A 26,279-nucleotide genomic window follows, 5' to 3' on the forward strand; every position below is an offset into this window, starting at 1 on the left:
CAAGCTTATCGCGCGCGCGCCGGGGGCTGTCTAGAAGCTTTGTGCAGCCCCTGGGCATCAGGCGACGGGCGACCAGCCGCCCTCCATGTGCAGCAGGTCGGCCTTGCCCTTGAGCTCGAACTGGCCGCTGGAGCCGCCGGTGCTGGCCCACAGGATCAGCTCGCTGGGCAGCCGCACCGGTTTGCGGAACTGCGCGTCTAGCTCGACGTTCGCCGCAGGCAGCTGCTCGCGCAACGCCGCCAGCGAGCGCGCCAGGCTCCACATGCCGTGGGCGATGGCCGTGGGAAAACCGAACAGCCGGGCGCTGGCGGCGCTCAGGTGGATGGGGTTGTAGTCGCCGGAGACCTTGGCGTACTGGCGGCCGCAGTCGTTGCCGGCGTACCAGCGCGAGTGCTCGATCAGCGGTGCCACGCTGGGCTGCAGTTCTGCCGGGGGCGCGCCGTCCAGTTTCACGCCTTTGCACAACATCACGCTGTGTTCCTCCCACAACGGCCCCAGGGCGTCGTCGACCTGGGTCACCAGGTCAAAGGTCGCGCCTTTTTCGTGTGGCTCGAGATTTTCCACATGCACGCTGGCGTGCACCCGGCTCAAGCCGCCCAGCGGTCGCAGCACGCGAATGCGATTGCTCAGGTGCACAAGCCCCAGCAAGGGGAAGGGAAACTCGTGGCTGGTCAGCAGCTGCATCTGCAGGGCGAAGGCCATCACGTGTGGATAAGTGGCCGGCAGCAGGCCGCTTTCGCCGAAGCCGCAGGCCTGGCGGTAGGCGGCCAGGCGCGGGTTATCCACTGTCAGCCAGGCGCGCAGGCCGGTGTCGGGCAACTGCGTGCCGCTGATCTTGCGGCGCAGCGCGGCGCGGGTGTACAGGCCCGACAGGCCGTCGACGCGGTCGAGGTCTTGCCAATGCACGCTCATGCTCAGGCCCCCACCACGCTTTGGCCGCACACGCGCAGCACCTGGCCGTTGACCGCGCCGCTGCCCGGCTGGGCCAGCCAGGCCACGGCCTCGGCGACGTCCTGGGGCAGGCCGCCCTGGCCGAGGGCGTTCATGCGCCGCCCGGCTTCGCGCAGGGCGAAGGGCATTTGCGCGGTCATGTGGGTCTCGATGAAGCCCGGCGCCACTGCGTTGATGCTGGCGCCACGGGCGGCCAGGGTGGGCCCGAACGCCTGTGCCAGGCCGATCAGCCCCGCTTTGCTGGCGGCGTAGTTGGTCTGCCCGCGGTTGCCGGCGATGCCGCTGGTGGACGACAGCAGGATGACCCGGCCGTGGTCCTTCAGGGTACCGCTGTCGAACAGCGCCTGGGTCAGCAGGTGCGGGGCGTTGAGGTTCACCGCCAGCACCGAGTCCCAGTATTCGGGGGTCATGTTGACCAGGGTTTTGTCACGGGTGATGCCGGCGTTGTGTACCACCACGTCGATGCCGTCGGGCAGGGCGGCGATCAACTGCTGCGCGGCGTCGCTGGCGCAGATGTCCAGGTCCACGGTGCGCCCGCCCAGGCGCGCGGCCAGGGCGTCGAGGTCGGCCTTGGCCTGTGGCACGTCCAGCAGCACCACCTCGGCGCCGTCGCGGGCCAGGGTTTCGGCAATCGCGGCGCCGATGCCGCGGGCAGCACCGGTCACCAGGGCCTTCTTGCCAGCCAGCGGTCGGGTCCAGTCCGCTACTTGGCTGGCACAGCGGCTGAGGCGCAGCACCTGGCCGTCGACATAGGCGCTTTTCGGCGAGAGGAAGAAGCGCAGGGCGCCTTCAAGCTCAACGTCATCGTCCAGCTGTAGCAGTTGCAGCACGCCGCCGTTGCGCAACTCCTTGGCCAGCGAGCGGCTGAAGCCCTCGATGGCCTTCTGCGCGATATGCGCGGCAGGCGCCAGGCCGTCGGGCGCGCGGCCCAGGATCAGCAGGTGGGCGCTGTTGTCGAGGCTCTTGATCAGCGGCTGGAAGAACTCGCGCAGCTGCTTGAGCTCGGCGCTGTCGCTGATGTGGCTGGCGTCGAACACCACGGCCTTTATCTTCGGGCCCAGGCCGGCAGTCCAGGCGGGCAGGCTGGTGTTGTCGGTGGCAAAGCCGAAGGCGCTGTCGGTGAGCCGCGGCGCCAGTTCGGCGACGTTAGCCGCCAATGGGCCGCCGCCCACCACCAGGGTGCCGTCGATGGGCCGCAGGCGTCCGGCCTGCCAACGCTCCAGCCGGGCCGGCGTGGGCAGCCCCACGGCGCCCACCAGGCGGCGGCCTAGGTCGGAATTGGCGAAGTCGATATAACGGTCGGACATGGAACGCTCTCCGGCAGATTGAGTTCAAAGTGTGGACCACGTTGACGACTTGGTCGTTCGGTCGATCCACCGGCTTGTGATCCAGCCTTTGATCTGGCTTGTGATCTGGCTCTTGATCTTGATTGTATGCCCCGTAAAGCGCCCGGGCCGACTGGAGGTGTCGCTCAACGGGCTGCCCGAAGGGCCGAGGCCGCAGGCCGAAGAGACGGTAACCCGCAGGCTTCTATAGCGGGTGCCGTCTGCCCGTTGATCGGCGCCGGAAGGAGGGGACCCGTAGCGCAGCGGAGGGCCCAAGCAGGGGCAAGCGTTTTTTGCTTACTTTTTTTGGCGTCTGAAAAAAAGTGAGTCGGCGTAAGGCCGAAAAGGTGATTCTGCATCGCCCTCGGTAATGGATATGGTCACGGATTTAGCATCCCGCTTCGGCGATTTCGAACATATCCATTTTCGCGGGGAGACCACCGACCGTTTCGGCCTTACGCCGACTCACTTTTTGGCAGTCGCCCCAAAAAGTAAGCAAAAAGGGCTTGCCCCTGCTTGGGCCCTTCGCTGCGCTACGGGTCCCCTCCCTCCGGCGTCGCTCAAGCGGACGACGGCCCGGAATAGAAGCGCCTCCGGTTCCGTCTTCCCCGGCTACGCCGTGGACCGCTTGAGCGACGCCTCCAGTCGGCCCTGGCGCTTTACGGGGCCAAGATCAACGTCAAAAGCCAGATCAAGATCAAGATCAAGATCAAGATCAAGATCAAGCATCGGCTGGGTCGCCTACGCTCAAATCACTTTGTTCAGCCGTACAGGGAGTCTTCACATGAATGCACCGCGCCGGGTCGCCATCATCGGCGGCAACCGCATCCCCTTCGCCCGCGCCAACGGCCCCTACGCCAAGGCCAGCAACCAGGCCATGCTCACGGCAGCGCTGGAAGGCCTGATCGAGCGCTTCGGCCTGCACGGCCTGCGCATGGGCGAGGTAGCCGCAGGGGCGGTGCTGAAGCTGTCGCGCGATTTCAACCTGACCCGCGAATGCGTGCTGGGCTCGCGCCTGTCGCCGCAAACGCCAGCCTATGACGTCAGCCAGGCCTGCGGCACGGGGCTGGAAGCGGCGCTATTGGTGGCCAACAAGATCGCCCTGGGGCAGATTGAATGCGGCATCGCCGGCGGCGTCGACACCGCCTCCGATGCGCCCATTGCGGTCAGCGAAGGCATGCGCCAGATCCTCTTGCAGGCCAACCGCGCCAAGGGCACGGGGGCCAAGGTCCGCGCGCTATTGCAGCTGCGCCCGCATCATTTCAAGCCGGAACTGCCGCGCAACGGCGAGCCGCGCACCGGGCTGTCCATGGGCGAGCACTGCGAGCTGATGGCGCAGACCTGGCAGATTCCGCGCGAAGCCCAGGACCTGCTGGCGCTGCACAGCCACCAGAACATGGCCCGCGCCTACAGCGACGGCTGGCACGACGACCTGGTGACGCCGTTCCTGGGCCTGACCCGCGACAACAACCTGCGCCCCGACCTGACCCTGGAAAAGCTCGCCGCCTTGAAGCCGGTGTTCGAGCGCAGCGCCAAGGGCACGCTGACCGCGGGCAACTCGACGCCGCTTACCGATGGCGCCTCGGTGGTGCTGCTGGGCAGCGAAGATTGGGCGCGGGAGCGCGGCTTGCCGGTGCTGGCGTACCTGCGCGACGGCGAGACCGCTGCGGTGGATTTCGTCAAGGGCGCGGAGGGCTTGCTGATGGCCCCGGCCTACGCCGTACCACGGCTGTTGGCACGCAACGGCCTGAGCCTGCAGGACTTTGACTACTACGAAATTCACGAAGCCTTCGCCGCCCAGGTGCTGTGCACCCTCAAGGCCTGGGAAGACCCGGACTATTGCCACACGCGCTTGGGCCTGGACGCGCCGCTGGGCGCCATCGACCGCAGCAAGCTGAACGTCAAGGGTAGCTCGCTGGCAGCCGGCCACCCGTTCGCCGCCACCGGCGGGCGCATTGTCGCCAATTTGGCGAAGTTGCTGGCCCAGGCCGGCAGCGGCCGCGGGCTGATTTCCATCTGCGCCGCCGGCGGCCAAGGGGTGACCGCGATTATCGAGCGCTGACTGGGGCCTGGGCGTCGATCTCGGCCAGGGTCCGCGCCTTGATGCGGTGCGAGTAGCTCTCGGCGATCACCGAGCAGACGATCAGCTGCAGCGGGTGGTAGATCATGATCGGCAGCAGGATCAGGCCCAGGCCCGGGTTGGCGCCGAAGATCAGCGCCGCCATGGGCGCGCCGGCGGCCAGGGATTTCTTGGTGGCGCAGAACACCGCCGCCACCTCGTCGGCGTGGTTGAAATGCAGGGCCTTGGCGCTGCGGGTGGTGAGCACCAGAATCACCGCCAGCAGGATCGCGGTGCCGACGAACGCTGTCACCAGCACGCTGTCGCCCTGTTGCTGCCACATGCCCGAGACCATGGAGTTACAGAACGCGGCGTACACCAGCAGCAGAATCACCAGTTTGTCGATGACGTTGGTGTATTTCTTGTAGCGCGCGAAGAACTTGCCCAGCAGCGGGCGCATCAACTGGCCCAGCACCAGCGGCAGCAACAGCATGGCGCACAGGTCGAGCAGGGTCTTGCCCAGGTCGATGCCGCCGCTGCCGGTGCCCACCACCAGGCTCACCAGCCACGGCGTGATGAAAATGCCCAGCACGCTGGACAGGCTGGCGTTGAGGATGGCCGCCGGCACGTTGCCCGAGGCGCTGCCGGTGAGCGCCACCGACGAGGAAATGGTCGAGGGCAGGGCGCACAGGTAGAAGAAGCCCAGCATCAGCGTCGGCGACACGAAGTGGCCAAACAGCTTGTCACACACCAGCCAGATCAGCGGGAACACCACGAACGTGAACACCTGCACCATGATGTGCAGCCGGGTGTTTTTCAGCCCGTGGCGGATCTGCTCGCCCGACAGGTTGATGCCGTGCATGAAGAACACGATGAACACACCGGCGTTGATCACGTATTCCGCATGCATCGAACCGCCACTGGCGCCGAAGCGTGGGAAGAAGTAGGCCAGCAGCGTGGCCAGGAACATGCCGAGCAGGAACCAGTCGGTCACTACGCGTTTAAGGTGTTTGAGCGCTTGCATAACAGGATCCTGCGGACGGATTTGTAATCATTGGTCGCAAAGATTACCGTGAGCAATCTTCTGCCGTCTTGCGACACAAGGCCAATCGATGCCGACTAACGGACAAACCGGCCTGCCCCGCCGCATTCCCGAGCTGCTGGCACTGCCCCGGCCGCTCTATGCCAGGGCCGAGAGCCTGCACGCGGGGTCCTGGACCCCACGCCACCGCCACGACTGGGTGCAGTTTTCCTACGCCATCAGTGGCGTGCTGGGCGTGCACACCGCCGAGGGCAGCTTCTTCGCCCCGCCCCAGTGGGGCGTGTGGATTCCCGCCGGGCTGGAACACGAAGTGGTGACCTCCATGCGCGCTGAGATGCGCAGCCTGTACGTGCGCCGCGAGGACGCCCCTTGGGCCTCGCCGCGCTGCCGGGTGCTGGAGGTGACACCGCTGGCGCGCGAGCTGATCAAGGGCTTCTGCCAACTGCCGGTGGACTACCCCGAGGGCGACACCGCCGAAGCGCGCCTGGCCCAGGTGCTGCTGGACCAGTTGGCCAGCCTGCCTGAAGTGGGCTTCTCGCTGCCGTTGCCGCGCCACCCGCGTTTGTTGGGGCTGTGCAACGAGCTGATCGAGAACCCCGAACAGGCCGTCACCCTCAGCGACTGGGCCAGCCGCCTGGGCACCTCGGAGAAAACCCTGATGCGCCTGTTCCAGCGCGAGACCGGCCTGAGCTTTCGCGGCTGGCGCCAGCGCATGCGCCTGCTGTCGTCGCTGGACAGCCTGGAGCAGGGGTACAGCGTGACCACTGCGGCGCTGTCCTGTGGCTACGACTCCACGTCGGCGTTCATTGCCGCGTTCAAGAGCCTGTTCGGCATCACCCCGGGCGAGCTGTTCAGGTAGCCGCGGCTGTTTTCCCACGCCGGGGTTGTAGGACCCAGGCTTGAACGTCAGACCTTTCCCGCGCCGCACGTCGGCCCTGTCCTAAATGCAGATGCTGCAGACCTCCGTAGTTTGTCTTGGCCAACGGCAATCACAACTAAGGAAGGTTGAACATGAGCACGTATTTTTCCCTCGCGATACTGGCGGCCGGCGCAGCAGCGTTGAGCCAGGCGGCGCAAGCCGCGCCGCCAGCCTTCTTCTGGGGCGAACACGCCATGCTGGCCACCGCCAGCGCCGACACCCAGGCCTGGTACGGCGAACTGTCCGGCGTTCGCGGGCGTTTCGATGAACTGCGCAACCAGGACGGGCAGGAAGGCCTGTGGGTGCGCACCCTCAACAGCAAGGCGCGTTATTCGCCCACCAGTGGCGCCGACTACACCCAGCGCCAGGGCGGCTTCACCCTGGGCATCGACGCCAGCCTCAGCGATGAGGCGCGGGTGGGGCTGATGGGCGGCTACAGTCGTTCGCTGCTGAGCATCAAAGGCCCCGACAGTGCCTACCTGTCCAGCTACTACCTGGGCGCCTACGGCACCTGGATGAACGAGCAGGGCTACTACGTCGACGGCCTGGTGAAGGCCAACCAGCTGCGCAACGACCTGAAATCCAGCCATGGCAAGTACCGTATCAAGGGCCAGTATCGCAACCTGGCGCTGGGCACTTCGGTGGAGGCGGGCAAAGTCATCACGCTGGATGAGGGGTGGTACGTCAAGCCATTCGGGCAGATGGCGGCAGTTGCCGTGCAGGGCAAGGACTACGAGCTGAACTACGGCCTGGATGCCCACGCCGAGAACAGCCACTCCATGCAGGGCAAGGCCGGCCTGCAGGTAGGCCGCAAGCTTGAAACCACGCGGGGCGGCGCCATGCAGCCGTATGCACGGGTGGCGTATGCGCGGGAGTTTGCCGATACCAATGAAGTGTTCGTGGCCGTTGATCGTTACCGCAACGACCTGGCCGGTGGGCGCTATGAGTACGGCGTTGGCCTGGCCGCCCAGGTGTCACAGCGGGTGCAGCTCAACGCCGATGTCGAATACGCCAGTGGCAAGCGCGTCGAGCAGCCCTACGGGCTGAACGTGGGCATGCGCTATGCGTTTTGAGTCTGTGACGCGGCCTTTGGCCGCTGCTACGAACCGCGTAGCAGCGGCCGAAGGCCGCGTCTTTACGTCCTGAACCGGCGTACCAGCGCATCCAGTTCGTTCGACAACCCCGCCAGGCTTTGGGAATCGCTACGCGCGGTGTTGGCCAGCTCGGCCACCAACTGCGCATCCCCGTGAATCTGGCTAATGTGCCGGTTGATGTCCTCGGCTACCTGGTGCTGTTCCTCGGCCGCCGTGGCGATCTGGGTGTTCATGTCGCGAATCACGTCCACCGACTCGCGAATCTGCCCGAAGCTGGCGCGCGCCTGGCCGATGCGTTCCACCGACTGTTGCGACACTTCCAGGCTGGCGTGCATCTGCTGCGCCACCTGGCTGGTGCGCTGGGCCAGGTTGCCCAGCAGGCCGTCGATCTCGGCAGTGGAGTCGGCGGTGCGCTTGGCCAGCGCCCGCACTTCATCAGCCACCACGGCAAAGCCGCGGCCCTGCTCGCCGGCGCGGGCGGCCTCGATGGCGGCGTTCAGCGCCAGCAGGTTGGTCTGTTCGGCAATGGAGCGGATGGTGCCGAGAATCGACTGGATGTCGTTGCTGTCGCGTTCCAGCTGGGCAATGGACTGCGCCGACTGCTCGATCTCGTGGCTCAGGCGGTCGACGCTGTTCACCGCCGCGTCGATCTGCTGCTGGCCTTCACGGGCCTGGCGCTGGCCGCTGTCGGCGGAGTCGGCGGCCTGGCTGCACGAACGCGCGACCTCGTTGGCGGTAGCGACCATTTCGTGGAAGGCGGTGGAGACCATGTCCACGGCCTCGCGCTGGCGCCCGGCAGCGTCGGCCATGTTCGCCGACACCTGGGTGGAGCTGCTGGAGCTGGCGAGGATTTTCGTCGCCGCGCCGCCGATGCTCTGGATCAGGCTGCGGATGGCGCCCAGGAACTGGTTGAACCAGTTGGCCAGTTGCGCGGTTTCGTCGCTGCCGCGCACGGCCAGGTTCTGGGTGAGGTCGCCTTCGCCCTGGGCAATGCCTTCCAGGCCGCTGGCCACGCTGCGGATCGGCCGCACGATCAGGGTGGCGAAGCTGGCGCCCACCACGGCGAAGATCAGCGCCAGCACGGCGGCGATGCCGCCGATCAGCCAGGTCAGCTGGGTGGCGCCGCTCATCACCTCGCTCTGCTTGATCAGGCCGACGAAGGTCCACCCCAGCTGCTCCGACGGCCAGACGTTGGCCATGTAGCGCTCGCCGTTGATCTGTACTTCGACAAGGCCAGGGCCGGCCTTGGCCAGCTCGGCGTAGCCCTCACCCAGGCTGCCCAGCGCCTTGAAGTTGTGTTCCGGCTGCTTGGGGTCAACCAGCACCGTGCCGTCGCGCTCCATCAGCATCAGATAGCCGCTTTCGCCCAGCTTGATCTGCTTGACGATTTCGGTCAGGCCCTTGAGCGAGACGTCGATGTTGACCACGCCGCCCTGGCTGCCCAGCTGGTTGGCCACGGCGCGCACGGTGCTGACCAGCACGGCGTCGTCGCCGGCCCAGTAATAGGCCGAAGTGCGCAGGGTCTTGCCCGGGTTGGCCATGGCGGTCTTGTACCAGGGGCGCTGGCGCGGGTCGTAGTTGGCCATTTTCGGGTCGCCCGGCCAGAACGCATAGCCACCGGCGCTGGTACCGTAGGACACGTAGGAATAGTTGGGGTGGGTGGCGGCCAGGCTGGCGAAGAAGTCGAACAGTTGCTTGTCCTGCTCGCCCATGGGGATGTTCGGTGCGTCGGCGCCCTGGTAGCTCTTGAGGTTGGCGTCGGCGGCTTTTACCAGCGGGTGCTTGGCCAGGAAATCGACGTTCTGGCTGATGCCTTCGAAGAACAGCTGCATGGCGTTGGCCACCTGGCGGATCTCGCGGCTGCTGCCGTCGACGAAGTTGGACCTGGCATCGCTGCGCAGATTCAAGATGACCAGGGTGGCGACCAGGACAATGGGCAGACACGCGATCACCGCGAAGGCCCAGGTCAGTTTCTGTTTGATGTTCATCCGTGCTCCAGAATCTTTTTTATATAAAAAGGGGCAGTTCATCGAAAACAAAACGTGCGCGGCAGGCGTTGGTTTTTTTGGAGCCTGCATCGAGCATTGTCGGCTGGTATACCAAAATGTTGAGGTGAATTTTCAGCCGTGCTGGGGTCAAACGCTTCAGCTGATAGCGGTGCCGGCAATGCCTGGCATTACCTTTGCTCCGGAAAAGTCGGCATTGTGCCGCCACTATGAGAGGATGGCCGCCGAACCATTGCATTCCCGCGTGTTTGGTTACAAAGGACCCACAATAAAAGCTGATGAAGACTCCAAAACGCATTGAACCCCTGATCGAAGACGGTCTGGTCGACGAGGTGCTGCGCCCACTGATGAGTGGTAAAGAAGCGGCGGTCTATGTGGTGCGCTGTGGCAAGGAACTGCGCTGCGCCAAGGTCTACAAGGAGGCGAACAAACGAAGTTTTCGTCAGGCGGCCGAGTATCAGGAAGGCCGCAAGGTGCGTAACAGCCGCCAGGCCCGGGCCATGGCGAAGGGGTCGAAGTTCGGCCGCAAGGAAGCCGAGGAGGCCTGGCAGAACGCCGAGGTGGCCGCCTTGTTCCGCCTGGCCAACGCCGGGGTGCGGGTGCCCAAGCCGTTCGATTTCCTCGAAGGCGTGCTGCTGATGGAGCTGGTGGCCGACGAGTACGGCGACGCGGCGCCACGGTTGAACGACGTGGAACTGGACGCCGAACAGGCGCGCGAATACCACGAGTTCCTGATTCGCCAGATCGTGCTGATGCTCTGCACCGGCCTGGTGCACGGTGACCTGTCGGAGTTCAACGTGTTGCTGGGCCCGGACGGCCCAGTGATCATCGACCTGCCCCAGGCGGTGGATGCAGCGGGCAACAACCACGCGTTCAGCATGCTGGAGCGTGATGTGGGCAACATGGCCAGCTACTTCGGCCGCTTTGCCCCGGAACTGCGCGACACCCGCTATGCGCGGGAAATGTGGGCGTTGTACGAGGAAGGCAAGCTGCACCCGGCCAGCGTGCTGACCGGCCAGTTTGCCGACGACGACAGTGTGGCCGACGTCAACAGCGTGATGCGCGAGATCGAAGCGGCGCGGCTGGACGAAGCCCGTCGCCAGGCGGCCCGCAGCGCCGACGACGCGCCACCGTCCAAGGCCGAGGAACCGCCACCGCCCTGGTTGCAGTAAAAGGTTACCCTTTCAACTGCAGCAGCCGCCCGACGCCAGGTCCGCCAGGATCGGGCAGTCCGGGCGGTCGTTGCCCTGGCAGTGCGATGCCAGGTTCTGCAAGGTGTCGCGCAGCCCGGTCAGTTCGGCGATGCGCCGGTTCAGGTCGTCGATGTGCCGATGGGCCAGCGCCTTGACGTCGGCGCTGGCGCGGCCGCGGTCCTGCCACAGGGTCAGCAGTTGCGCCACTTCCTCCAGCGAAAACCCCAGGTCCCTCGAGCGCTTGATGAACGCCAGCGTGTGCAGGTCATCGTCCTGGTACAGGCGGTAGCCGCTGTCGGTGCGCAATGCCGGCTTGAGCAGGCCGATGGCCTCGTAGTAGCGGATCATCTTGGCGCTCAGCCCGCTGTGGCGGGCCGCCTGGCCGATGTTCATGTTCATGCTTTCATTCCTTGTCATCCAGCCCGCCGGGGCGCCAGGTTTTCAGCAGCAGCGCGTTGCTGACCACGCTGACGCTGGACAGCGCCATGGCCGCGCCGGCCAGCACCGGGTTGAGCAGGCCAAAAGCGGCCAGCGGTATGCCGATCAGGTTATACACAAACGCCCAGAACAGGTTCTGGCGGATTTTCGCGTAGGTCTTGCGGCTGATCTCCAGCGCTGCCGGTACCAGCCGTGGGTCGCCACGCATAAGGGTAATGCCCGCGGCCTGCATGGCCACGTCAGTGCCGCCGCCCATGGCGATGCCGACGTCGGCTGCGGCCAGCGCGGGGGCGTCGTTGATGCCGTCGCCGACCATGGCTACCACGCCATCCGCTGTCAGCCGTTTAACCATGATGGCCTTGTCGGCGGGCAGCACTTGGGCGTGCACATCATCGATGCCCAGCGCCTGGGCCACGACCCGGGCGCTGCCCTGGTTGTCGCCGGTCAGCAAGTGGCTGCTGATGTGCCGTGCCTGTAGCTGGGCTACGGCCTCGCGCGCGCCGGGTTTCAGGCTGTCACCGAAGGCCAGCAGGCCCAGCACCTGCGGGGTATCGCCCAACGCCACCAGCCAGCTCAGCGTGCGGCCTTCGTCTTCCCAGGCCTGGGCCGGCAGGCCGTCGCTGTTCAGGCCTGCCTCCTCCAGCAGGCGCCGGTTGCCCAACGCCAGGTGCCGGCCCTGCACCGTGCCGCTGACGCCGCGGCCGGCCAGGGCCTGGCTGTCGGCAGGCGTTTGCACTGCCAGCTGGCGCTCGGCGCAGGCCTGCAGCACGGCTTTGGCCAGCGGGTGTTCGCTGCCGCGCTGCAGGCTGCCCGCCCACTGCAGCAGCGTGGCTTCGGCAATGCCCAGCGCCTGCCAGTGCACCAGCGTCGGGGCGCCGGAGGTGAGGGTGCCGGTCTTGTCGAACACCACGCGGGTCACTGCCTGGGCGCGTTCCAGGGCTTCGGCGTCTTTGATCAGGATGCCGCGGCGGGCGGCGACGCCGGTGCCGGCCATGATCGCCGCCGGAGTGGCCAGGCCCAGGGCACAGGGGCAGGCGATGACCAGCACGGCCACGGCGTTGATGATCGCGGTTTCCAGCGGCGCACCGTGCAGCCACCAGCCGGCCAGGGTCAGCAGCGCCAGCACCAGCACGGCGGGCACGAACACCTGGCTGACGCGGTCCACCAGCTTCTGGATCGGCGCCTTGGCGGCCTGGGCGTCTTCCACCAGGCGAATGATCTGCGCCAGCACGCCTTCGCCGCCCAGGGCCGTGGCCTGCACCAGCAGGCGACCTTCGCCATTGATGGCGCCGCCGATCACCGCATCGCCGGCCTGCTTGGGCACCGGCAGGCTCTCGCCGCTGATCAGCGATTCGTCGGCGTGGCTGCGGCCTTCCAGCACCTGGCCATCCACCGCGAAGCGCTCGCCGGGGCGCACCACCAGCTGGTCACCCAGGCGCAGCTGGGCGATGGCCACGTCCTGCTCCACGCCGTCGCGCAGGCGGGTGGCGCGCTCGGGGCGCAGCTGTTCCAGGGCGCGGATGGCGCTGGCGGTCTGGCGCTTGGCGCGGCTTTCCAGGTATTTGCCCAGCAGCACCAGGGCGATCACCACCGCCGAGGCTTCGAAATACAGGTGCGGCATGTGCCCCGCCGGGGTGTGCGCCCATTCGTACAGGCTCAGGCCGTAGCCGGCGCTGGTGCCCAGGGCCACCAGCAGGTCCATGTTGCCGGCGCGGGCGCGCACCGCCTTGAAGGCGGCGATGTAGAAACGGGCGCCGAGGATGAACTGCACCGGGGTTGCCAGCGCCCACTGCAGCCAGGCTGGCAGCATCCAGTCCAGGCCAAACGGCTGGGCCAGCATGGGCGCTACCAGTGGCAGGGCCAGCAGCAGGGCGGCGATGAGCGCAAGACGTTCGCGCAGCAACGCCTTGGCCGGGTCCACGGGCGGTGCGTCGGGCAGGCTGGCGCTGTAGCCGGCCTTGGCCACGGCGGCAACCAGCATGGCCGGGTCCATGGCCGTCACCAGCTCGACGTGGGCCCGCTCGCTGGCCAGGTTGACGCTGGCCAGCTTCACACCGTCCACTTTATTCAGGGCGCGTTCCACCCGGCCGGCACAACTGGCGCAGGTCATGCCACTGATGGGCAGTTCGAGGGTAAGGGCGTTGGACATGGGAAGTCCTCCTTGGCAGAGGACCCTAGAATCAACCTTGCCACCTTGGCAAGGTCAAGCGTCAGGCAACCTCAGTACTGGTCCTCGGGCGCAGGCTTGAGGTACAGGCCGTTCGGCCCGTTGGCGATGCGGTACTTCTGCACCGCGCCGGCGTGCAGCTCGATGGCGGTGGCGTTGGGCGCCGGCAACCCCGGGGCACAACCGCCCACCTGGCCAGGCTCCTGCATCAGGCGCACCACCACTTTGCCCGGCGGCAGGTTGAACGATACTTCCTGCTCCTGGAACAACCGGCCGACCTTGTTATCGCCGATGTAGATGCTCAGTTCGCACGGCGTACCGACCTCCAGGCGTTCACGGGACACGATCAGGACGCTGTAGTCCTGGATGCTCTCGGCGTAGGCGCCGAGCGACAGGGTCAACAGACCCAGGGCGCCCAGAAGGCGGAAAATGGACCTGCGCATGGCGCACTTCTCCTGCGGTAGAAATCTTCGATGCCCAAGCTTGGCGGACGCGCCCGTTAATTTCCACCCCGGCAGGCAACGCCAGAACTTGACCTTGTCATGATGGCAAGGTTGAAGCTATACCTTCATCACCTTCAGGAGGCATCACCATGCAAGAGTTCAACGTTCAAGGCATGACCTGTGGCCATTGCGTGCGCGCCGTCACCCAGGCGGTGCAAGCCCTGGACCCGGCCGCCGTGGTCGAGGTCGACCTGGCCAACGCCAAGGTGCGGGTGGAAAGCCAGCAACCGCAGGCCGCCATCGTCGAGGCGATCAAGGAAGAAGGCTACACCGTGGCTTGAGTGACATAGCGTCGCGGTTTTGGCCCCACGGGATCCAGAGCGGTTAAACTGTACCGTTGCCCTGTTCGCAGCACCCACACTGGATCCTTGATGAACCTCAGAACCATCCTTATTCTCGGCGCGCTCAGCGCTTTCGGGCCGCTGGCCATCGATTTCTACCTGCCGGGCTTCCCGGCCATGGCTCAGGCCTTCGGCACCGACGAGCAGCACATCCAGCTGACCCTGGCGGTGTACTTCCTCGGCCTGTCCATCGGCCAGCTGGCCTACGGGCCGATTGCCGACCGCTTCGGCCGTCGCGTGCCGCTGCTGGTGGGCGTGACCCTGTTCACCCTGTCGTCCCTGGCCTGCGCGTTTGCGCCGAGCCTTGAGTGGCTGATTGCCGCGCGTTTCATCCAGGCCTTGGGCGGTTGCGCGGGGATGGTGCTGTCGCGGGCGATCGTCAGCGACAAGTGCGATGCGGTAGGGTCGGCCAAGGTGTTCTCGCAGCTGATGCTGGTGATGGGCCTGGCGCCTATCCTGGCGCCGATGCTCGGCGGGTTGCTGGTGAACACCCTGGGCTGGAAGTGGATCTTCCTGCTGCTGACCGCGTTCAGCGCCCTGGCCGGGCTCTCGGTGGCCCTGGGCCTGCCGGAAAGCATGCCTGCTCACCACCCGCGCCAGCCGCTCAGTGGCGCCCTGGGCCGGTATTTCGGCCTGCTGAAGGACCCGCAGTTCCTGGGCAACGCCCTGACCGGCGGCGTCGCCATGGCGGGCATGTTCGCCTACGTGGCGGGGTCGCCGTTCGTGTTCATCAAGCTCTATGGCGTGCCGGCGGAGCACTACGGCTGGCTGTTCGGCAGCAACGCCGCCGGCTTCATCCTGGTGGCCCAAGTGAACGCCCGCCTGCTGGCCAAGCGCGGCCCGGCGCACATGCTGTCGCGAGCGGTGTGGGTCTACCTGGCTGCGGCGCTGAGCCTGCTGGCCGTGAGCGCGCTGCACACCACGCAACTGTGGCCGCTGCTGATCCCGCTGTTCATCTGCATCGCCAGCCTGGGCTGCATCATTCCCAACGCCTCGGCCTGTGCCATGAACGGCCAGGGCGCGCGCGCCGGCAGTGCCTCGGCGCTGCTGGGCTGCCTGCAGTTCAGCGTGGCGGCAGGTTCCGCCTCATTGGTGGGCGCGCTGTATGACGGCAGCGCCATTCCCATGGCCCTGGTGATCAGCGGTTGTGGCCTGCTGGCCGTGATGTTGGCGCTGGTGACCCAGTGGCTGCGGCGCTCGCGCCCCGCTCACTGAGCGACGCGTTGTTGGCGATAAGGCAGCCGGTGGGGGGCTGCCAGCCGGGATTCCAGGGTGTCGATGAACGCCCGGGCCTCGGCCTCGGTACGAAAGGTCACTACATGTTGATCAAGGCGTACCTGCCATTGGCTACCGTGTTCCCTTGCCAGTTCAGTAAGCACTATCTTCATGGCTGAATGCCTCCGCAGGGTCAGAGGCCTCAAGTGTAGCGCTGCCCACGCGGCGTGGATTGATTCAGCGCAACCTTTGGACTGACGGTCGTGGGAGCTGGCTTGCCAGCGAGTTGTTCTTCAAAAGCTCGCTGGCAAGCCAGCTCCCACAGGCATTACCTCAAAAGCCTTCCAGCACGATCTTGCCACGCGCCTTGCCACTTTCCAGCAGGGCATGGGCGCGTTGCAGGTTCGCCGCGTCGATGCGGCCGAAATGCTCGCCCACGGTGGTGCGCAAGGTGCCGGCGTCGATCAGCTCGGCCACGCGGTTGAGCAGGTGATGCTGCTCGATCATGTCCGGCGTCTCGTACAGCGAACGGGTGTACATGAACTCCCAGTGCAGCGACAGGCTCTTGCGCTTGAGCAGGCCCACGTCCAGCGCCTTGGGGTCATCGATCAGGGCCAGGCGGCCTTGTGGCGCCAGGGCTTCCACCAGTTCGGCCAGGTGCTGGTCGGTCTGGGTCAGGCTGGCCACGTGGGTGACCGGGCCCAGGCCCAGGCGCTTGAGCTCGGCGCTCAGCGGCTGGCTGTGGTCCAGCACGTGGTCGGCGCCCAGTTCGCGCACCCAGGCCTGGGTTTCAGGGCGCGAGGCGCTGGCGATCACCGTCAGGCCGGTCAGTTGGCTGGCCAACTGCGTCAGGATCGAGCCCACGCCCCCGGCGGCGCCGACGATCAGCAGGCTCTGCCCGGCGTCCACATGCCCCGGCTGCACCTGCAGGCGCTCGAACAGCAGCTCCCAGGCGGTGATGGCGGTCAACGGCAGCGCCGCGGCCTCGGCGAAACCGAGGCTGGCCGGCATGCGCCCGACGATGCGCTCATCCACGGTGTGCAACTCACTGTTGCCGCCGGCGCGGGCGATGGAGCCGGCGTAGTAGACGCGGTCGCCGGGCTTGAACAGGCTGACGTCGGTACCGACCGCCTGTACCACGCCGGCCACGTCCCAGCCCAGCACCTTCGGGTTGCCGCCTTCGGGCGGCATGTTCAGGCGCACCTTGGTGTCCACCGGGTTCACCGAGATGGCCTTGACCTCTACCAGCAGGTCGCGCGGGCCGGGCTGCGGCGCGGGAAGTTCGATGTCTTGCAGCGATTGCGGGTCGGTGATCGGCAGCGAGGCGTAGTAGGCGATGGCTTTCATGGTAGCTCTCCAGAAATGTGTGCCCATGATTAGCTATTTTCAAACGGGGTAAAACCGGCTAAAAGCACAGGCTCTTTCAATATTTTGTTGATAATGGCCATGCTGCGATTCGATGACCTGCAACTGTTTGTCCGCGCCGCCGACCTCGGCAGCCTGTCCGCCGCTGCGCGGGTCATGGACCTGTCGCCCGCCGTGGCCAGCGCGGCGCTGAAACGCATCGAAGCGCAACTGGGCGCACGCTTGCTGGCGCGCTCCACGCGCAGCCTGCGCCTTACCGCCGAGGGCGAGCATTTCCTGGAGTATGCGCGGGCGGCGCTGGGCAGCCTCGAGGAAGGGCGCCAGGCCCTGGCGCGCAGCCAGGAGCAGGTCAGCGGTGTGATCCAGTTGTCGGCACCCTCGGACTTCGGCCGCAACGTGCTGCTGCCCTGGCTGGACGACCTGCAGCGCGAGCACCCGGGGTTGTCGGTGCGGCTGCTGCTGGGCGACCGTATCGCCGATCTGTTCCGCCAGCCCGTGGACCTGGCCCTGCGCTACGGCGAACCGGAAGACTCCAGCCTGGTGGCGTTGCCCATCAGCCCCGACAACCGCCGCGTGCTGTGCGCGTCCCCCGGTTACGTGGCGGCCCACGGCCAGCCGCTTCAGGTGGAGCAACTGGCACAGCATAATTGCCTGCTGTTCATGCTGGCCGGCCGCGTGCATGACCACTGGCGCTTCAGCGACGGCAAGCGCGAGCTGGCCCTGACCGTGACCGGCGATCGCTTCAGCGACGACGCCGACGTGGTGCGCCGCTGGGCACTGGCGGGCGTTGGCATTGCCTACAAGTCCTGGCTGGACGTGGCGGCGGACGTGCTGGCAGGGCGGCTGTTGGTGCTGATGCCACACCTGGTGGGTGAGCGCACGCCATTGAACCTGTTGTGCGGGCACCGGGCGCAATTGAGCAAGTCGGTCAACTTGTTGCGCGATACCTTGCGAAAAGGATGTACTGGACTGTCCAGAAGTTATCCGCGGGCGTAGTTAAAGTAGACTTCTGTTGCCAGCTTTTTGCACTCGTGCTGTAGGTATTTACTACCAGGCAATAAAACAAGTGTGCTGCTTCCACCCGAGGAAAGCGTTGCCATTACTCACCTGTGAATCAGCGGGCGCAAGTTTCAACGGGTTTATTTCCGGATGCAATATTGTTCTGGTCTGCCTACACAGCGCACCCACCGAAGGCGTTTCGTGTCTTATACCTAGTTGTACAAATTCGTACGATTATAATAACTGGGCAGCCATTGCCACCGAGAGAGGACAGCCTTGGAGCAGAGTGCCTCGTTCATTTGAGCGGCAGCCTTTTTTGTGAATAACTTGCTCACATAATAGTCTGGAGTTTATCGGCTTTTGGCACTTGTAACCTCTTTCGTTGGAGCTGTTTCAGTGATCGCTGACCTCAGCGGTCAAATAGACGAATGTTTCGACAGGGAGTTATTACATGGAACTTGCACCGAGCATCAGCCAAATCGCCATGCTATTGGCCGACCCCAAGCGCAGCGCCATGATCTGGGCGTTGATCGACGGCTCTGCGCGCGGGTCCGAAGAACTGGCCAGGCTCGCGGGGCTGACCCCTTCCTCGGCCAGCGCCCACCTGGCCCGCCTGGCCGCCGGCGGCCTGCTGAAACTGGAGGCACGCGGGCGCAAGCGCTTTTTCCGCCTGGCAACCCCGCAGGTCGGCACCGCCGTGGAAGCGCTGGCCAGCGTCTGGGCGGGGCGCACGGATATACCGACCGGGCTGGCGCTGGAAAGTCTGCCACCGACGCCGCCGTCCATGCGCCGGGCGCGCCTGTGCCATGACCACCTGGGGGGCGAACTGGCCGCCGAACTGCTGCAGCGGTTGCTCGAGGCCGCCTGGCTGGAACAGCATGATCGTCGCCTGGAAGTCACGCAGAAGGGGATAGAGCAATTGGCTGCTCAGGGCATCTATCTGCAGGCATTGGCGCGCCAGCAGGACCATGCCGTGTGCACCTGCTGCGACTGGAGCAACAGTAGACCGCACCTGGGTGGCGCGTTGGGCGCCAGCCTACTCAGGCTGTTCCTGCAATCGGGGTGGCTGCGCATCAGTGACGAGACCCGGGTGCTGCAGGTGACCCAGGCGGGCGTGCGCGAGATCGGCAAGATAGCCTGTGAGGCGGCATTGCCCGACGTGATTTAGCTCACTTTCCGCCACGGCGCCCGCAGCCCAGAGCTGTCGGCGTCGTTCACAGCAACGGCAGGGGTCGCTGTCAGGCATCGCCAGGTATGGCGATCACGCACACTCGGTGCAAGCCTACAGCATCGAGGAGCAGCCCATGCCCACCCACCGTTTCAGCGCCGCGGAGCGCCTGGAGAGGCTGCCCATCAGCGGCTACCACCGGGTGATTTTCATCGTCATTGCCCTGGCCTTCCTGTTCGATTCCATGGACCTGGCAATGATGACCTTCCTGCTGGGCTCCATCAAAGCCGAGTTCGGCCTGAGCAGCGCCCAGGCCGGGGTGCTGGCCAGCGCCAGTTTCTTCGGCATGGTAGTGGGCGCGTCGCTGTCGGGCATGCTCGCCGACCGTTTCGGCCGCAAGCCGGTGTTCCAGTGGAGCATCGTGCTGTGGGGGCTGGCCAGCTACCTGTGTTCCACCGCCCAGCACCTGGACAGCCTGACCCTGTTCCGGGTGTTGCTGGGCTTCGGCATGGGCATGGAGTTTCCCATCGCTCAGTCGATGCTGTCGGAACTGGTACCGGCGCGCCAGCGGGGGCGTTATATCGCCTTGATGGATGGTTTTTGGCCGCTGGGCTTCGTCGCCGCCGGCGTGCTGTCGTACTGGTTGCTGCCGCTGATCGGCTGGCGCGACATCTTCCTGGTGCTGGCAGTGCCGGCGGTGTTCGTGCTGGCGGTGCGCTTTTGCATTCCCGAGTCGCCGCGCTGGCTGGAGCACTCGGGGCGGCACGACGAAGCGGATCGGGTGCTCAAGGGCATCGAGGCCAAGGTCCAGCGTTCCCTGGGCGGCGGGCCACTGCCCGAACCCGTGGCCATGCCCCGGCAGGCGGCGGCCGCCAACGGCTTTTTCTCGGCGTTCGCGGCCCTGTGGTCGCCGCTCTATCGCCAACGCACGGTGATGATCTGGAGCTTGTGGTTCTTCGCGCTTTTAGGCTTCTACGGGCTGACCTCCTGGCTGGGGGCGCTGTTGCAGCAGTCCGGTTTCGCGGTGACGCAATCGGTGTATTACACCGTGCTGATTTCCCTGGGGGGCATCCCGGGTTTCCTGATGGCGGCCTGGCTGGTGGAGCGTTGGGGGCGCAAGCCTACCTGCGTGGTGACCTTGCTGGGCGGCGGGGCCATGGCGTTCGTCTATGGCCAGAGCGCGGTATTTGGCGGCAACGTCGGTTTGCTGATCGGCTCGGGGTTGCTGATGCAGTTCTTCCTGTTCGGCATGTGGGCGGTGCTCTACACCTACACGCCTGAGTTGTACCCCACTTCTTCGCGGGCCACGGGCTCGGGATTTGCCTCGGCCATTGGCCGGGTGGGGTCGTTGCTGGGGCCGATGGTCACCGGGCTGGTGTTTCCATTGACGGGGCAGGGCGGGGTGTTCGCGCTGGGGGCGGCATGCTTTGCCCTGGCGGCGCTGGTGGTGTGGCTGTTCGGCGTGGAAACCCGCGGCCGCACCCTGGAGGAGTTGACCGAAACCCTGTAGCCGCTGCCGCCAGGCTGCGCTGGCCCTCGAGTACACTGAAGATCTTCAGCGTGGAGCAGGGCCAGCGCAGCCTTCGGCAGCGGCTACAGTCGATTTGCGTAGCGTCCGTCAGGCGGAGGGGAGTCCGTCAGATCACGGCTTGACCAGGCGGGCGTCCAGGCTGTTCTGCGCCAGGCGTTTGGCCTGGTCCTGGGTCATGCCCAGGTCCTTGTACAGCGCGTGGAAGTTCTCGGTCACGTAGCCGCCGAAGTAGGCCGGATCGTCCGAGTTCACGGTGACCTTCACGCCACGCTCGAGCATGTCGAGGATGTTGTGCTGGCTCATGTGGTCGAACACGCACAGCTTGGTGTTGGACAGCGGGCACACGGTGAGCGGGATCTGCTCGTCGATGATGCGCTGCATCAGGCGTTCGTCCTCGATGGCGCGCACGCCGTGGTCGATACGCTGGATCTTCAGCAGGTCCAGGGCTTCCCAGATGTACTCGGGCGGGCCTTCCTCGCCGGCGTGGGCCACGGTCAGGAAGCCTTCGCCACGGGCGCGGTCGAACACGCGCTTGAACTTGCTGGGCGGGTGGCCCATTTCCGAGCTGTCCAGGCCCACGGCCACGAACGCGTCACGGAACGGCAGGGCCTGGTCCAGGGTTTTCTCGGCTTCTTCTTCGCTCAGGTGGCGCAGGAAGCTGAGGATCAGGCCGCTGCCGATGCCCAGTTGCTCGCGGCCATCCTTCAGCGCGTGGGTGATGCCGTTGAGCACCACTTCGAACGGGATGCCACGGTCGGTGTGGGTCTGCGGGTCGAAGAACGGTTCGGTGTGAATCACGTTCTGCGCCTTGCAGCGCTGCAGGTAGGCCCAGGTCAGGTCGTAGAAGTCCTGCTCGGTGCGCAGCACGTCGGCGCCCTGGTAGTACAGGTCGAGGAATTCCTGCAGGTTGTTGAAGGCGTAGGCCGCCCGCAAGGTTTCCACGTCGTTCCACGGCAAGGCGATCTTGTTGCGCTCGGCCAGGGCGAACAGCAGTTCGGGTTCCAGCGAACCTTCCAGGTGAAGGTGCAGTTCTGCCTTGGGCAGGGCGTTCAGCCAATCGTACATAAAGGTGTCTCTTAAGGTGCAATGGGCCGCATTCTACAGAGGTTATCGCCCGTTGGAGCGATAACCTGACCAGCCGGTTCAGATCGCCTCGGCCTGCTCGCGCCGGTAGGCGTAGGTGTCGGCGAAGCGCGACAGCAGGAATTCCGCACAGGTGGTGGGCGGGTACTTGGCCGGGTTGCCGATGCCCTGGCAGCCGGGCAGGCACTCGATGCGCGTGTCGGGGTGGGGCTCGGCAAAGAACGGCATGGAGTAGCGGTCGATGCCCAGCGGGCTGATCACCCGGTGCGGGGTGGAGACGTACTGGTCGTTGCTCCAGCGCGCCATCATGTCGCCCAGGTTGACCACGAAGGTGCCGTCGATGGGCGGCGCGTCTATCCACTGGCCATCGACGTTGCGCACCTGCAGGCCGCCGGCGCTGTCCTGGTATAGCAACGTGATGCAGCCATAGTCGGTATGGGCACCGGCGCCCTGCTGCTCGGGGGAGCTGGCGGTCTGGCGTGGCGGGTAGTGGATCATGCGCAGCACGCTGACCGGGTCTTCGAAGCGCTGGTCGAAAAAATCCTCGTCAATGTCCAGGGCCAGGGCAATGGCGCGCAGCAGGGTCTGGGCCAGGGCCTGCATGTCCTGGTAATGGGTTTCCATCAGCGTTTGCCAGCCCGGCAGTTGCGGGTGGCGGTTGGGCCCGCGCAACGGTTTTTCCGCCAGCACGTCCGGGTGCTCGGCCGGCAGGTGCAGGCCCATGTCGAAGGTTTCCTTCAGGTCGCTGGGCAGGCTGGGGTCCAGCTGCTCGGTGGCGATGGCGCCGTAGCCACGGTGGTGGCGGGTCTGGGTGATGTCGATGCTGAGCTTGTCGGCCAGGGGCTGGCCAAAGAAGGTCTTCGCCGCCTGCTGCAGCGCCTCGATGCGCTGCGGGCTGATGGGGTGGCCCTTGATGTAGAAGAAGCCCCACTGGCGGCAGGCGCGGTCGATGGCCTGGGCCACGCCCAGCCAGCCGTCGCGGTCGGCGGTGTACAGGGGGGCAATGTCGATGATCGGAAGTGTGTCCATCTGCTGGGTCCTGTGGGGCCGCCGGCGGGGCGGCCCGCTTCATTGTTATTGGGGCAGCTTGGCGCTCAGGCCTTCCACGTAGTAGTTCATGCCGGCAAGGTCAGCCAGGGTGGCGGAGCTGCCGGCAGGAATTTTCAGCGCGCCGGTCTGGTCCTTGATCGGGCCGGTGAAGGGCTGGAACTCGCCGCTCTTGATGCTGGCGATCAGCTTCTCGGCTTCGGCTTTCACGTCGGCGGGGACGATGTCGCTGATGGGCAGTTCGACGGTGCCGTCCTTAAGGCCGCCCCAATAGTCTTCGGACTTCCAGCTGTGGTCGATGACGTGCTGGGTGGTCTGGGTGTAGTACGGGGTCCAGTTGTTGACGATGGAGGTCAGCACGGCCTTGGGCCCGAAGTGCGCCATGTCCGAGGCGTAGCCCACGGCGTAGACGCCGCGGCGCTCGGCAGTCTGGATCGGCGCGGGGCTGTCGGTGTGCTGGAAGATCACGTCGGCGCCCTGGTCGATCAGGGCGTTGGCGGCGTCGGCTTCCTTGCCCGGGTCGAACCAGGAATTGACCCACACCACTTTCAGCTCGGTGCCGGGGTTGTACTTGTTCAGGGCCAGCTGGATGGCGTCGATGTCGCGGATCACCTCGGGGATCGGGAACGAGGCCACGTAGCCGATCTTTTTGGTCTTGGTCATCTTCGCCGCCAGGAAGCCGCCCACGTAGCGGCCTTCATAGGTGCGGGCCAGGTAGGTGCCCAGGTTCTTGCCCTGCTTGTAGCCGGTGGCGTGCTCGAAGATCACGTTGGGGAACTGCTGGGCGACCTTGGCGGTGGGGTTCATGTAGCCGAACGAGGTGCTGAAGATCAGGTCGTATTTGTCCTTGGCCATGTTGCGGATGACGCGCTCGGCGTCGGCGCCCTCGGGCACGTTCTCCACGTAGGTGGTGTTGATCTTGTCGCCCATCTTTTCCATCAGTTGCTTGCGGGCCAGCTCGTGCTGGTAGGTCCAGCCGTGGTCGCCGATGGGGCCCACGTAGACGAAACCGATCTTCAGCGGGTCGGCGGCGCTGACCGCCAGGCTGGTGGCCAGGCCGATAGCGGCGGCCAGTGTCCCCAACAGCGTCTTCAACGGGCGTGTGTGCATGTGTGGCGAAGCTCCATGTTGTTGTGTGTGCAGCAGGCCAATGCAAAAAATTGACCAACAGGACAACAAAGCCTTGCGATTGTGGGAGCTGGCTTGCCAGCGAGCTTTTGGGCCCCAACAGCTCGCTGGCAAGCCAGCTCCCACAGAAGCACATCGGTGCAGGTTGTTGCCGCCTGCTTTGTACTGGTGCGAAGGAAACCATCTGCCCCGGTCTACAGTCACTACACAACGAGCAAACGCCGGGCGCCCCGATGCTGACCTTATTCAAGCAAGAGAAATACCTGCTGCTGGCGTTGATCGTCACCTGCGCGGCTTACCCGCTGGAGCCGTGGCTGATGGGCCATGGCCACGGCGTGGCGCTGCTGGCCGGCATTGTGCTGGTGGTGGCGGTGGTGTGCGCCTCGGTGCAGGTGGCCCAGCACGCCGAGCTGCTGGCCGAGAAGGTTGGCGATCCCTACGGCACCATGATCCTGACCCTGTCTGCGGTGCTGGTGGAGGTGGTGATCCTGGCGATCATGATGAGCAACGAGGCCTCGCCCACCCTGGTGCGCGACACCATCTATTCGGCAGTGATGCTCGACATCAACGGCATCCTTGGCCTGTGCGCGCTGATGGGCGGCATCAAGCATGGCGAGCAGGTGTACAACGACGACTCCGCGCGCTCCTACGGGGTGATGATCATGACTGCCATGGGCATTTCCATGGTGGTGCCCGAGTTCATTCCAGAAGCGAACTGGAAGCTGTATTCGGCCTTCACCATTGGCGCCACGGTGATCCTCTACACGGTGTTCCTGCGCATGCAGGTGGGCCCGCACAGTTACTTCTTCAGCTACAGCTACCCGAAGAAAAAACGCCGCCAGGGCGCGGATGCGCAACCGCTGCCGGTGAGCCTGCCACTGTCGATTGGCACCTTGGTTTTCGGTGTGTTCGTGATCGGCGCGCTGGCCGAGGTGATGTCCAAGACCCTCGACTACGGGCTTGAGGGCAGCGGCGCGCCGCCGGTGCTGATGGCGATCATCGTCGCCGCCATCTCGGCAGCGCCCGAGATTCTGACCGCCCTGCGCGCGGCCCTGGCCAACCGCATGCAGTCCACCGTCAACGTGGCGCTGGGGGCGTCGTTGTCGACGGTGATCTTGACCGTGCCGGTGATGGAAGCCATGGCGCTGTACACCGGCCAGCCGTTCCAGATGGCGCTGACCCCGGTGCAGACGGTGATGATCGCCATCACCCTGGTGGTCAGCGCTATCAACCTGAACGACGGCGAGACCAACGCGATCGAGGGCATGACCCACTTCGTGCTGTTCGCCACGTTCATCATGCTGGCGTGCCTGGGGCTTTAGCGGGGTGGTTTACCCAATCAACGCCGCGGCCGCCTGGCGGTGATCGGCGATCAGCCCCTGCACATCCAGCCCTTCAACCTGGCCATCGACCACCCGCCACACGCCGCCCACCATTACCCGGTCGGCCTTGTCCGCCGCACACAGCAACAGCGCGCTCAGAGGGTCATGGCTGCCGGAAAAACGCAGTTCGTCCAGCTTAAACAGCGCCAGGTCGGCCTGCTTGCCCACCGCCAGCTCGCCAATGTCATCGCGCCCCAGCAGCCGCGCCGAACCACGGGTGGCCCAGCCCAGCACGCCTTCGGGGGTGATGGCCTTGGCGCCGTAGCGCAGGCGCTGGATGTACAGGGCCTGGCGCGCCTCCAGAATCATGTTCGAGGCATCGTTGGACGCCGAGCCGTCCACGCCCAGGCCCACCGGCGCGCCGGCGGCCAGCAGGTCGAGGGTGGGGCAGATGCCCGAGGCCAGGCGCATGTTCGACGTGGGGCAATGGCAAATGCCGGTGCCCGCCGCGCCCAGCCGGGCGATTTCGTCGGGGTTGAAATGAATGCCGTGGGCCAGCCAGGTGCGCGGGCCCAGCCAGCCGACGCTGTCCAGGTAGTCCACGGTGCGCAGGCCGAAGCGCTGCAGGCAGAAGTCTTCTTCGTCGAGGGTTTCCGCCAGGTGGGTGTGCAGGCGCACGTCCAGCGCTTCGGCCAGCTCGGCGCTGGCGCGCATGATCTCCGGGGTGACCGAGAACGGCGAGCAGGGCGCCAGGGCGATCTGCACCTGGGCGCCGGCGCCACGCTGGTGGTAGCGCTGGATCAGCCGTTGGCTGTCGGCCAGGATCACTTCGCCCTGTTGCACCGTCTGCTGCGGCGGCAGGCCGCCATCGGCCTCGCCCAGGCTCATGGACCCGCGGGTGAGCATGGCACGCATGCCCAGCTCGCGCACCACCTCCACCTGCACGTCGATGGCCTGCTCCAGGCCGTCCGGGAACAGGTAGTGGTGGTCGGCGGCGGTGGTGCAGCCCGACAGCAGCAGCTCGGCCAGCGCTACCTTGGTGGCCAGCGCCAGTTTTTCCGGGGTCAGCCGTGCCCATACCGGGTACAGGGTCTTGAGCCAGGGGAACAGCGGCTCGTTGACCACCGGCGCCCAGGCGCGGGTCAGGGTCTGGTAGAAGTGGTGATGGGTGTTGATCAGCCCCGGCAGCACCACGTGCTCGCGGGCGTCGAACACCTGCTGGCAGGGTTGCGACGGTTGCTGGCCGGCGGCCAGTACTTCGCTGATCAGGCCGTCTTGCAGCACCAGCCCGCCACGGCCGTCGAGGTCGTTGCCGGTGAACAGGGCCAGGGGGTGCTTGATCCAGATACGGGGTGCGGGCATGAGCCGGCTCCTCTGTCAGTT

At 65.8% G+C, this 26,279-nt stretch carries 24 protein-coding genes and 1 pseudogene; 11 read left to right on the top strand and 14 right to left on the bottom strand.

Translation table 11 applies throughout. The features are described 5' to 3' along the window. Positions 1-57 precede the first annotated feature (57 nt). Together AC0J42_RS03440 and AC0J42_RS03445 are read right to left on the bottom strand one after the other, a co-directional pair. Positions 58-912, bottom strand: coding sequence for a MaoC family dehydratase (locus tag AC0J42_RS03440; protein ID WP_473005253.1), 855 nt, complete (start codon positions 910-912; stop codon positions 58-60). Positions 913-914: 2 nt separating this feature from the next. Next, positions 915-2,258 (bottom strand): 3-oxoacyl-ACP reductase, encoded by a 1,344-nt coding sequence (locus AC0J42_RS03445; RefSeq protein WP_473005254.1) that lies wholly within the window; start codon positions 2,256-2,258, stop codon positions 915-917. Between the two features lie 802 nt (positions 2,259-3,060). Between AC0J42_RS03445 and AC0J42_RS03450 the strand changes: the two genes are divergently transcribed. Then, positions 3,061-4,338, top strand: coding sequence for an acetyl-CoA C-acetyltransferase (locus AC0J42_RS03450; RefSeq protein ID WP_473005255.1), 1,278 nt, complete (start codon positions 3,061-3,063; stop codon positions 4,336-4,338). On the opposite strand, the gene AC0J42_RS03455 is transcribed toward AC0J42_RS03450, so the two are convergent. Continuing rightward, entirely contained in the window at positions 4,325-5,359 is a 1,035-nt protein-coding gene (locus AC0J42_RS03455) for a bile acid:sodium symporter family protein (protein WP_416422266.1), read from the bottom strand. The two genes, AC0J42_RS03450 and AC0J42_RS03455, sit on opposite strands and share 14 nt — an antisense overlap. A gap of 88 nt (positions 5,360-5,447) precedes the next feature. Between AC0J42_RS03455 and AC0J42_RS03460 the strand changes: the two genes are divergently transcribed. Further along, complete coding sequence (locus AC0J42_RS03460) at positions 5,448-6,236, top strand: AraC family transcriptional regulator (RefSeq protein ID WP_416422267.1); 789 nt, start codon at positions 5,448-5,450, stop codon at positions 6,234-6,236. A 152-nt stretch (positions 6,237-6,388) separates the two neighbouring features. Continuing rightward, positions 6,389-7,369 carry an autotransporter outer membrane beta-barrel domain-containing protein gene (locus tag AC0J42_RS03465; RefSeq protein ID WP_473005256.1) on the top strand — a complete coding sequence of 327 codons (981 nt, stop codon included), beginning with the start codon at positions 6,389-6,391 and terminating at the stop codon, positions 7,367-7,369. 62 nt (positions 7,370-7,431) lie between these two features. Here AC0J42_RS03465 and AC0J42_RS03470 read toward each other — a convergent pair whose 3' ends face one another. Both AC0J42_RS03470 and AC0J42_RS03475 read right to left on the bottom strand, forming a co-directional pair. Beyond that, complete coding sequence (locus AC0J42_RS03470; RefSeq protein WP_416427529.1) at positions 7,432-8,199, bottom strand: methyl-accepting chemotaxis protein; 768 nt, start codon at positions 8,197-8,199, stop codon at positions 7,432-7,434. Between the two features lie 138 nt (positions 8,200-8,337). Next, positions 8,338-9,468 (bottom strand): annotated as a pseudogene (locus tag AC0J42_RS03475) (cache domain-containing protein); the annotation flags it as partial. Between AC0J42_RS03475 and AC0J42_RS03480 the strand changes: the two are divergent. Continuing rightward, positions 9,371-9,697, top strand: coding sequence for a hypothetical protein (locus tag AC0J42_RS03480; protein ID WP_416427611.1), 327 nt, complete (start codon positions 9,371-9,373; stop codon positions 9,695-9,697). The pseudogene AC0J42_RS03475 and the gene AC0J42_RS03480 sit on opposite strands and share 98 nt — an antisense overlap. Beyond that, complete coding sequence (locus AC0J42_RS03485) at positions 9,675-10,568, top strand: PA4780 family RIO1-like protein kinase (RefSeq protein ID WP_416422269.1); 894 nt, start codon at positions 9,675-9,677, stop codon at positions 10,566-10,568. Before AC0J42_RS03480 ends, AC0J42_RS03485 begins: the two co-directional genes overlap by 23 nt. A gap of 12 nt (positions 10,569-10,580) precedes the next feature. On the opposite strand, the gene cueR is transcribed toward AC0J42_RS03485, so the two are convergent. From cueR to AC0J42_RS03500, 3 genes are all read right to left on the bottom strand, one after another. After that, the gene (gene cueR / locus AC0J42_RS03490) at positions 10,581-10,982 is read right to left on the bottom strand and encodes a Cu(I)-responsive transcriptional regulator (RefSeq protein ID WP_416427530.1); all 402 of its coding nucleotides are present in this window, start codon (positions 10,980-10,982) and stop codon (positions 10,581-10,583) included. Between the two features lie 10 nt (positions 10,983-10,992). Continuing rightward, positions 10,993-13,176, bottom strand: coding sequence for a heavy metal translocating P-type ATPase (locus tag AC0J42_RS03495; RefSeq protein WP_473005257.1), 2,184 nt, complete (start codon positions 13,174-13,176; stop codon positions 10,993-10,995). Positions 13,177-13,247: 71 nt separating this feature from the next. Continuing rightward, the gene (locus tag AC0J42_RS03500) at positions 13,248-13,637 is read right to left on the bottom strand and encodes a hypothetical protein (RefSeq protein ID WP_473005258.1); all 390 of its coding nucleotides are present in this window, start codon (positions 13,635-13,637) and stop codon (positions 13,248-13,250) included. Between the two features lie 149 nt (positions 13,638-13,786). Here AC0J42_RS03500 and AC0J42_RS03505 point away from each other — a divergent pair, with 149 nt between their 5' ends. After that, on the top strand, positions 13,787-13,978 hold the full coding sequence (locus AC0J42_RS03505) for a heavy-metal-associated domain-containing protein (RefSeq protein WP_416422272.1): 192 nt from the start codon (positions 13,787-13,789) through the stop codon (positions 13,976-13,978). A 90-nt stretch (positions 13,979-14,068) separates the two neighbouring features. Further along, positions 14,069-15,253: a multidrug effflux MFS transporter gene (locus AC0J42_RS03510; RefSeq protein WP_416422273.1), complete on the top strand. Its 1,185-nt coding sequence runs from the start codon at positions 14,069-14,071 to the stop codon at positions 15,251-15,253. Here the strand turns inward: AC0J42_RS03510 and AC0J42_RS03515 are convergent. Both AC0J42_RS03515 and AC0J42_RS03520 read right to left on the bottom strand, forming a co-directional pair. Beyond that, positions 15,247-15,426, bottom strand: a complete 180-nt coding sequence (locus AC0J42_RS03515) for a hypothetical protein (RefSeq protein WP_416422274.1) — start codon at positions 15,424-15,426, stop codon at positions 15,247-15,249. The two genes, AC0J42_RS03510 and AC0J42_RS03515, sit on opposite strands and share 7 nt — an antisense overlap. A gap of 160 nt (positions 15,427-15,586) precedes the next feature. Beyond that, positions 15,587-16,600 carry a zinc-binding alcohol dehydrogenase family protein gene (locus tag AC0J42_RS03520; RefSeq protein WP_416422275.1) on the bottom strand — a complete coding sequence of 338 codons (1,014 nt, stop codon included), beginning with the start codon at positions 16,598-16,600 and terminating at the stop codon, positions 15,587-15,589. Between the two features lie 99 nt (positions 16,601-16,699). On the opposite strand from AC0J42_RS03520, the gene AC0J42_RS03525 reads away from it, so the two are divergent. The 3 genes from AC0J42_RS03525 (at position 16,700) to AC0J42_RS03535 (ending at position 20,295) form a co-directional block, all read left to right on the top strand. Then, entirely contained in the window at positions 16,700-17,614 is a 915-nt protein-coding gene (locus AC0J42_RS03525) for a LysR family transcriptional regulator (RefSeq protein ID WP_473005259.1), read from the top strand. Between the two features lie 454 nt (positions 17,615-18,068). Further along, on the top strand, positions 18,069-18,785 hold the full coding sequence (locus AC0J42_RS03530; RefSeq protein ID WP_416422277.1) for an ArsR/SmtB family transcription factor: 717 nt from the start codon (positions 18,069-18,071) through the stop codon (positions 18,783-18,785). Between the two features lie 136 nt (positions 18,786-18,921). After that, a complete protein-coding gene (locus tag AC0J42_RS03535; RefSeq protein WP_473005260.1) occupies positions 18,922-20,295 on the top strand; it encodes an MFS transporter in 1,374 nt (457 codons plus the stop codon). Between the two features lie 132 nt (positions 20,296-20,427). Here AC0J42_RS03535 and AC0J42_RS03540 read toward each other — a convergent pair whose 3' ends face one another. From AC0J42_RS03540 to AC0J42_RS03550, 3 genes are all read right to left on the bottom strand, one after another. Continuing rightward, complete coding sequence (locus AC0J42_RS03540) at positions 20,428-21,381, bottom strand: adenosine deaminase (protein ID WP_416422279.1); 954 nt, start codon at positions 21,379-21,381, stop codon at positions 20,428-20,430. Positions 21,382-21,459: 78 nt separating this feature from the next. Further along, on the bottom strand, positions 21,460-22,428 hold the full coding sequence (locus AC0J42_RS03545) for an isopenicillin N synthase family dioxygenase (protein WP_473005261.1): 969 nt from the start codon (positions 22,426-22,428) through the stop codon (positions 21,460-21,462). Positions 22,429-22,473: 45 nt separating this feature from the next. Further along, positions 22,474-23,556, bottom strand: coding sequence for a BMP family ABC transporter substrate-binding protein (locus AC0J42_RS03550; RefSeq protein WP_473005262.1), 1,083 nt, complete (start codon positions 23,554-23,556; stop codon positions 22,474-22,476). A gap of 251 nt (positions 23,557-23,807) precedes the next feature. Between AC0J42_RS03550 and AC0J42_RS03555 the strand changes: the two genes are divergently transcribed. Then, a complete protein-coding gene (locus AC0J42_RS03555; RefSeq protein WP_416422282.1) occupies positions 23,808-24,896 on the top strand; it encodes a calcium:cation antiporter in 1,089 nt (362 codons plus the stop codon). A gap of 9 nt (positions 24,897-24,905) precedes the next feature. Here the strand turns inward: AC0J42_RS03555 and AC0J42_RS03560 are convergent, their stop codons facing one another. Further along, positions 24,906-26,258: an 8-oxoguanine deaminase gene (locus tag AC0J42_RS03560; RefSeq protein WP_473005263.1), complete on the bottom strand. Its 1,353-nt coding sequence runs from the start codon at positions 26,256-26,258 to the stop codon at positions 24,906-24,908. Positions 26,259-26,279: the final 21 nt, after the last annotated feature.

It is taken from the genome of Pseudomonas sp. Tav-5-1A (assembly GCF_055755055.1).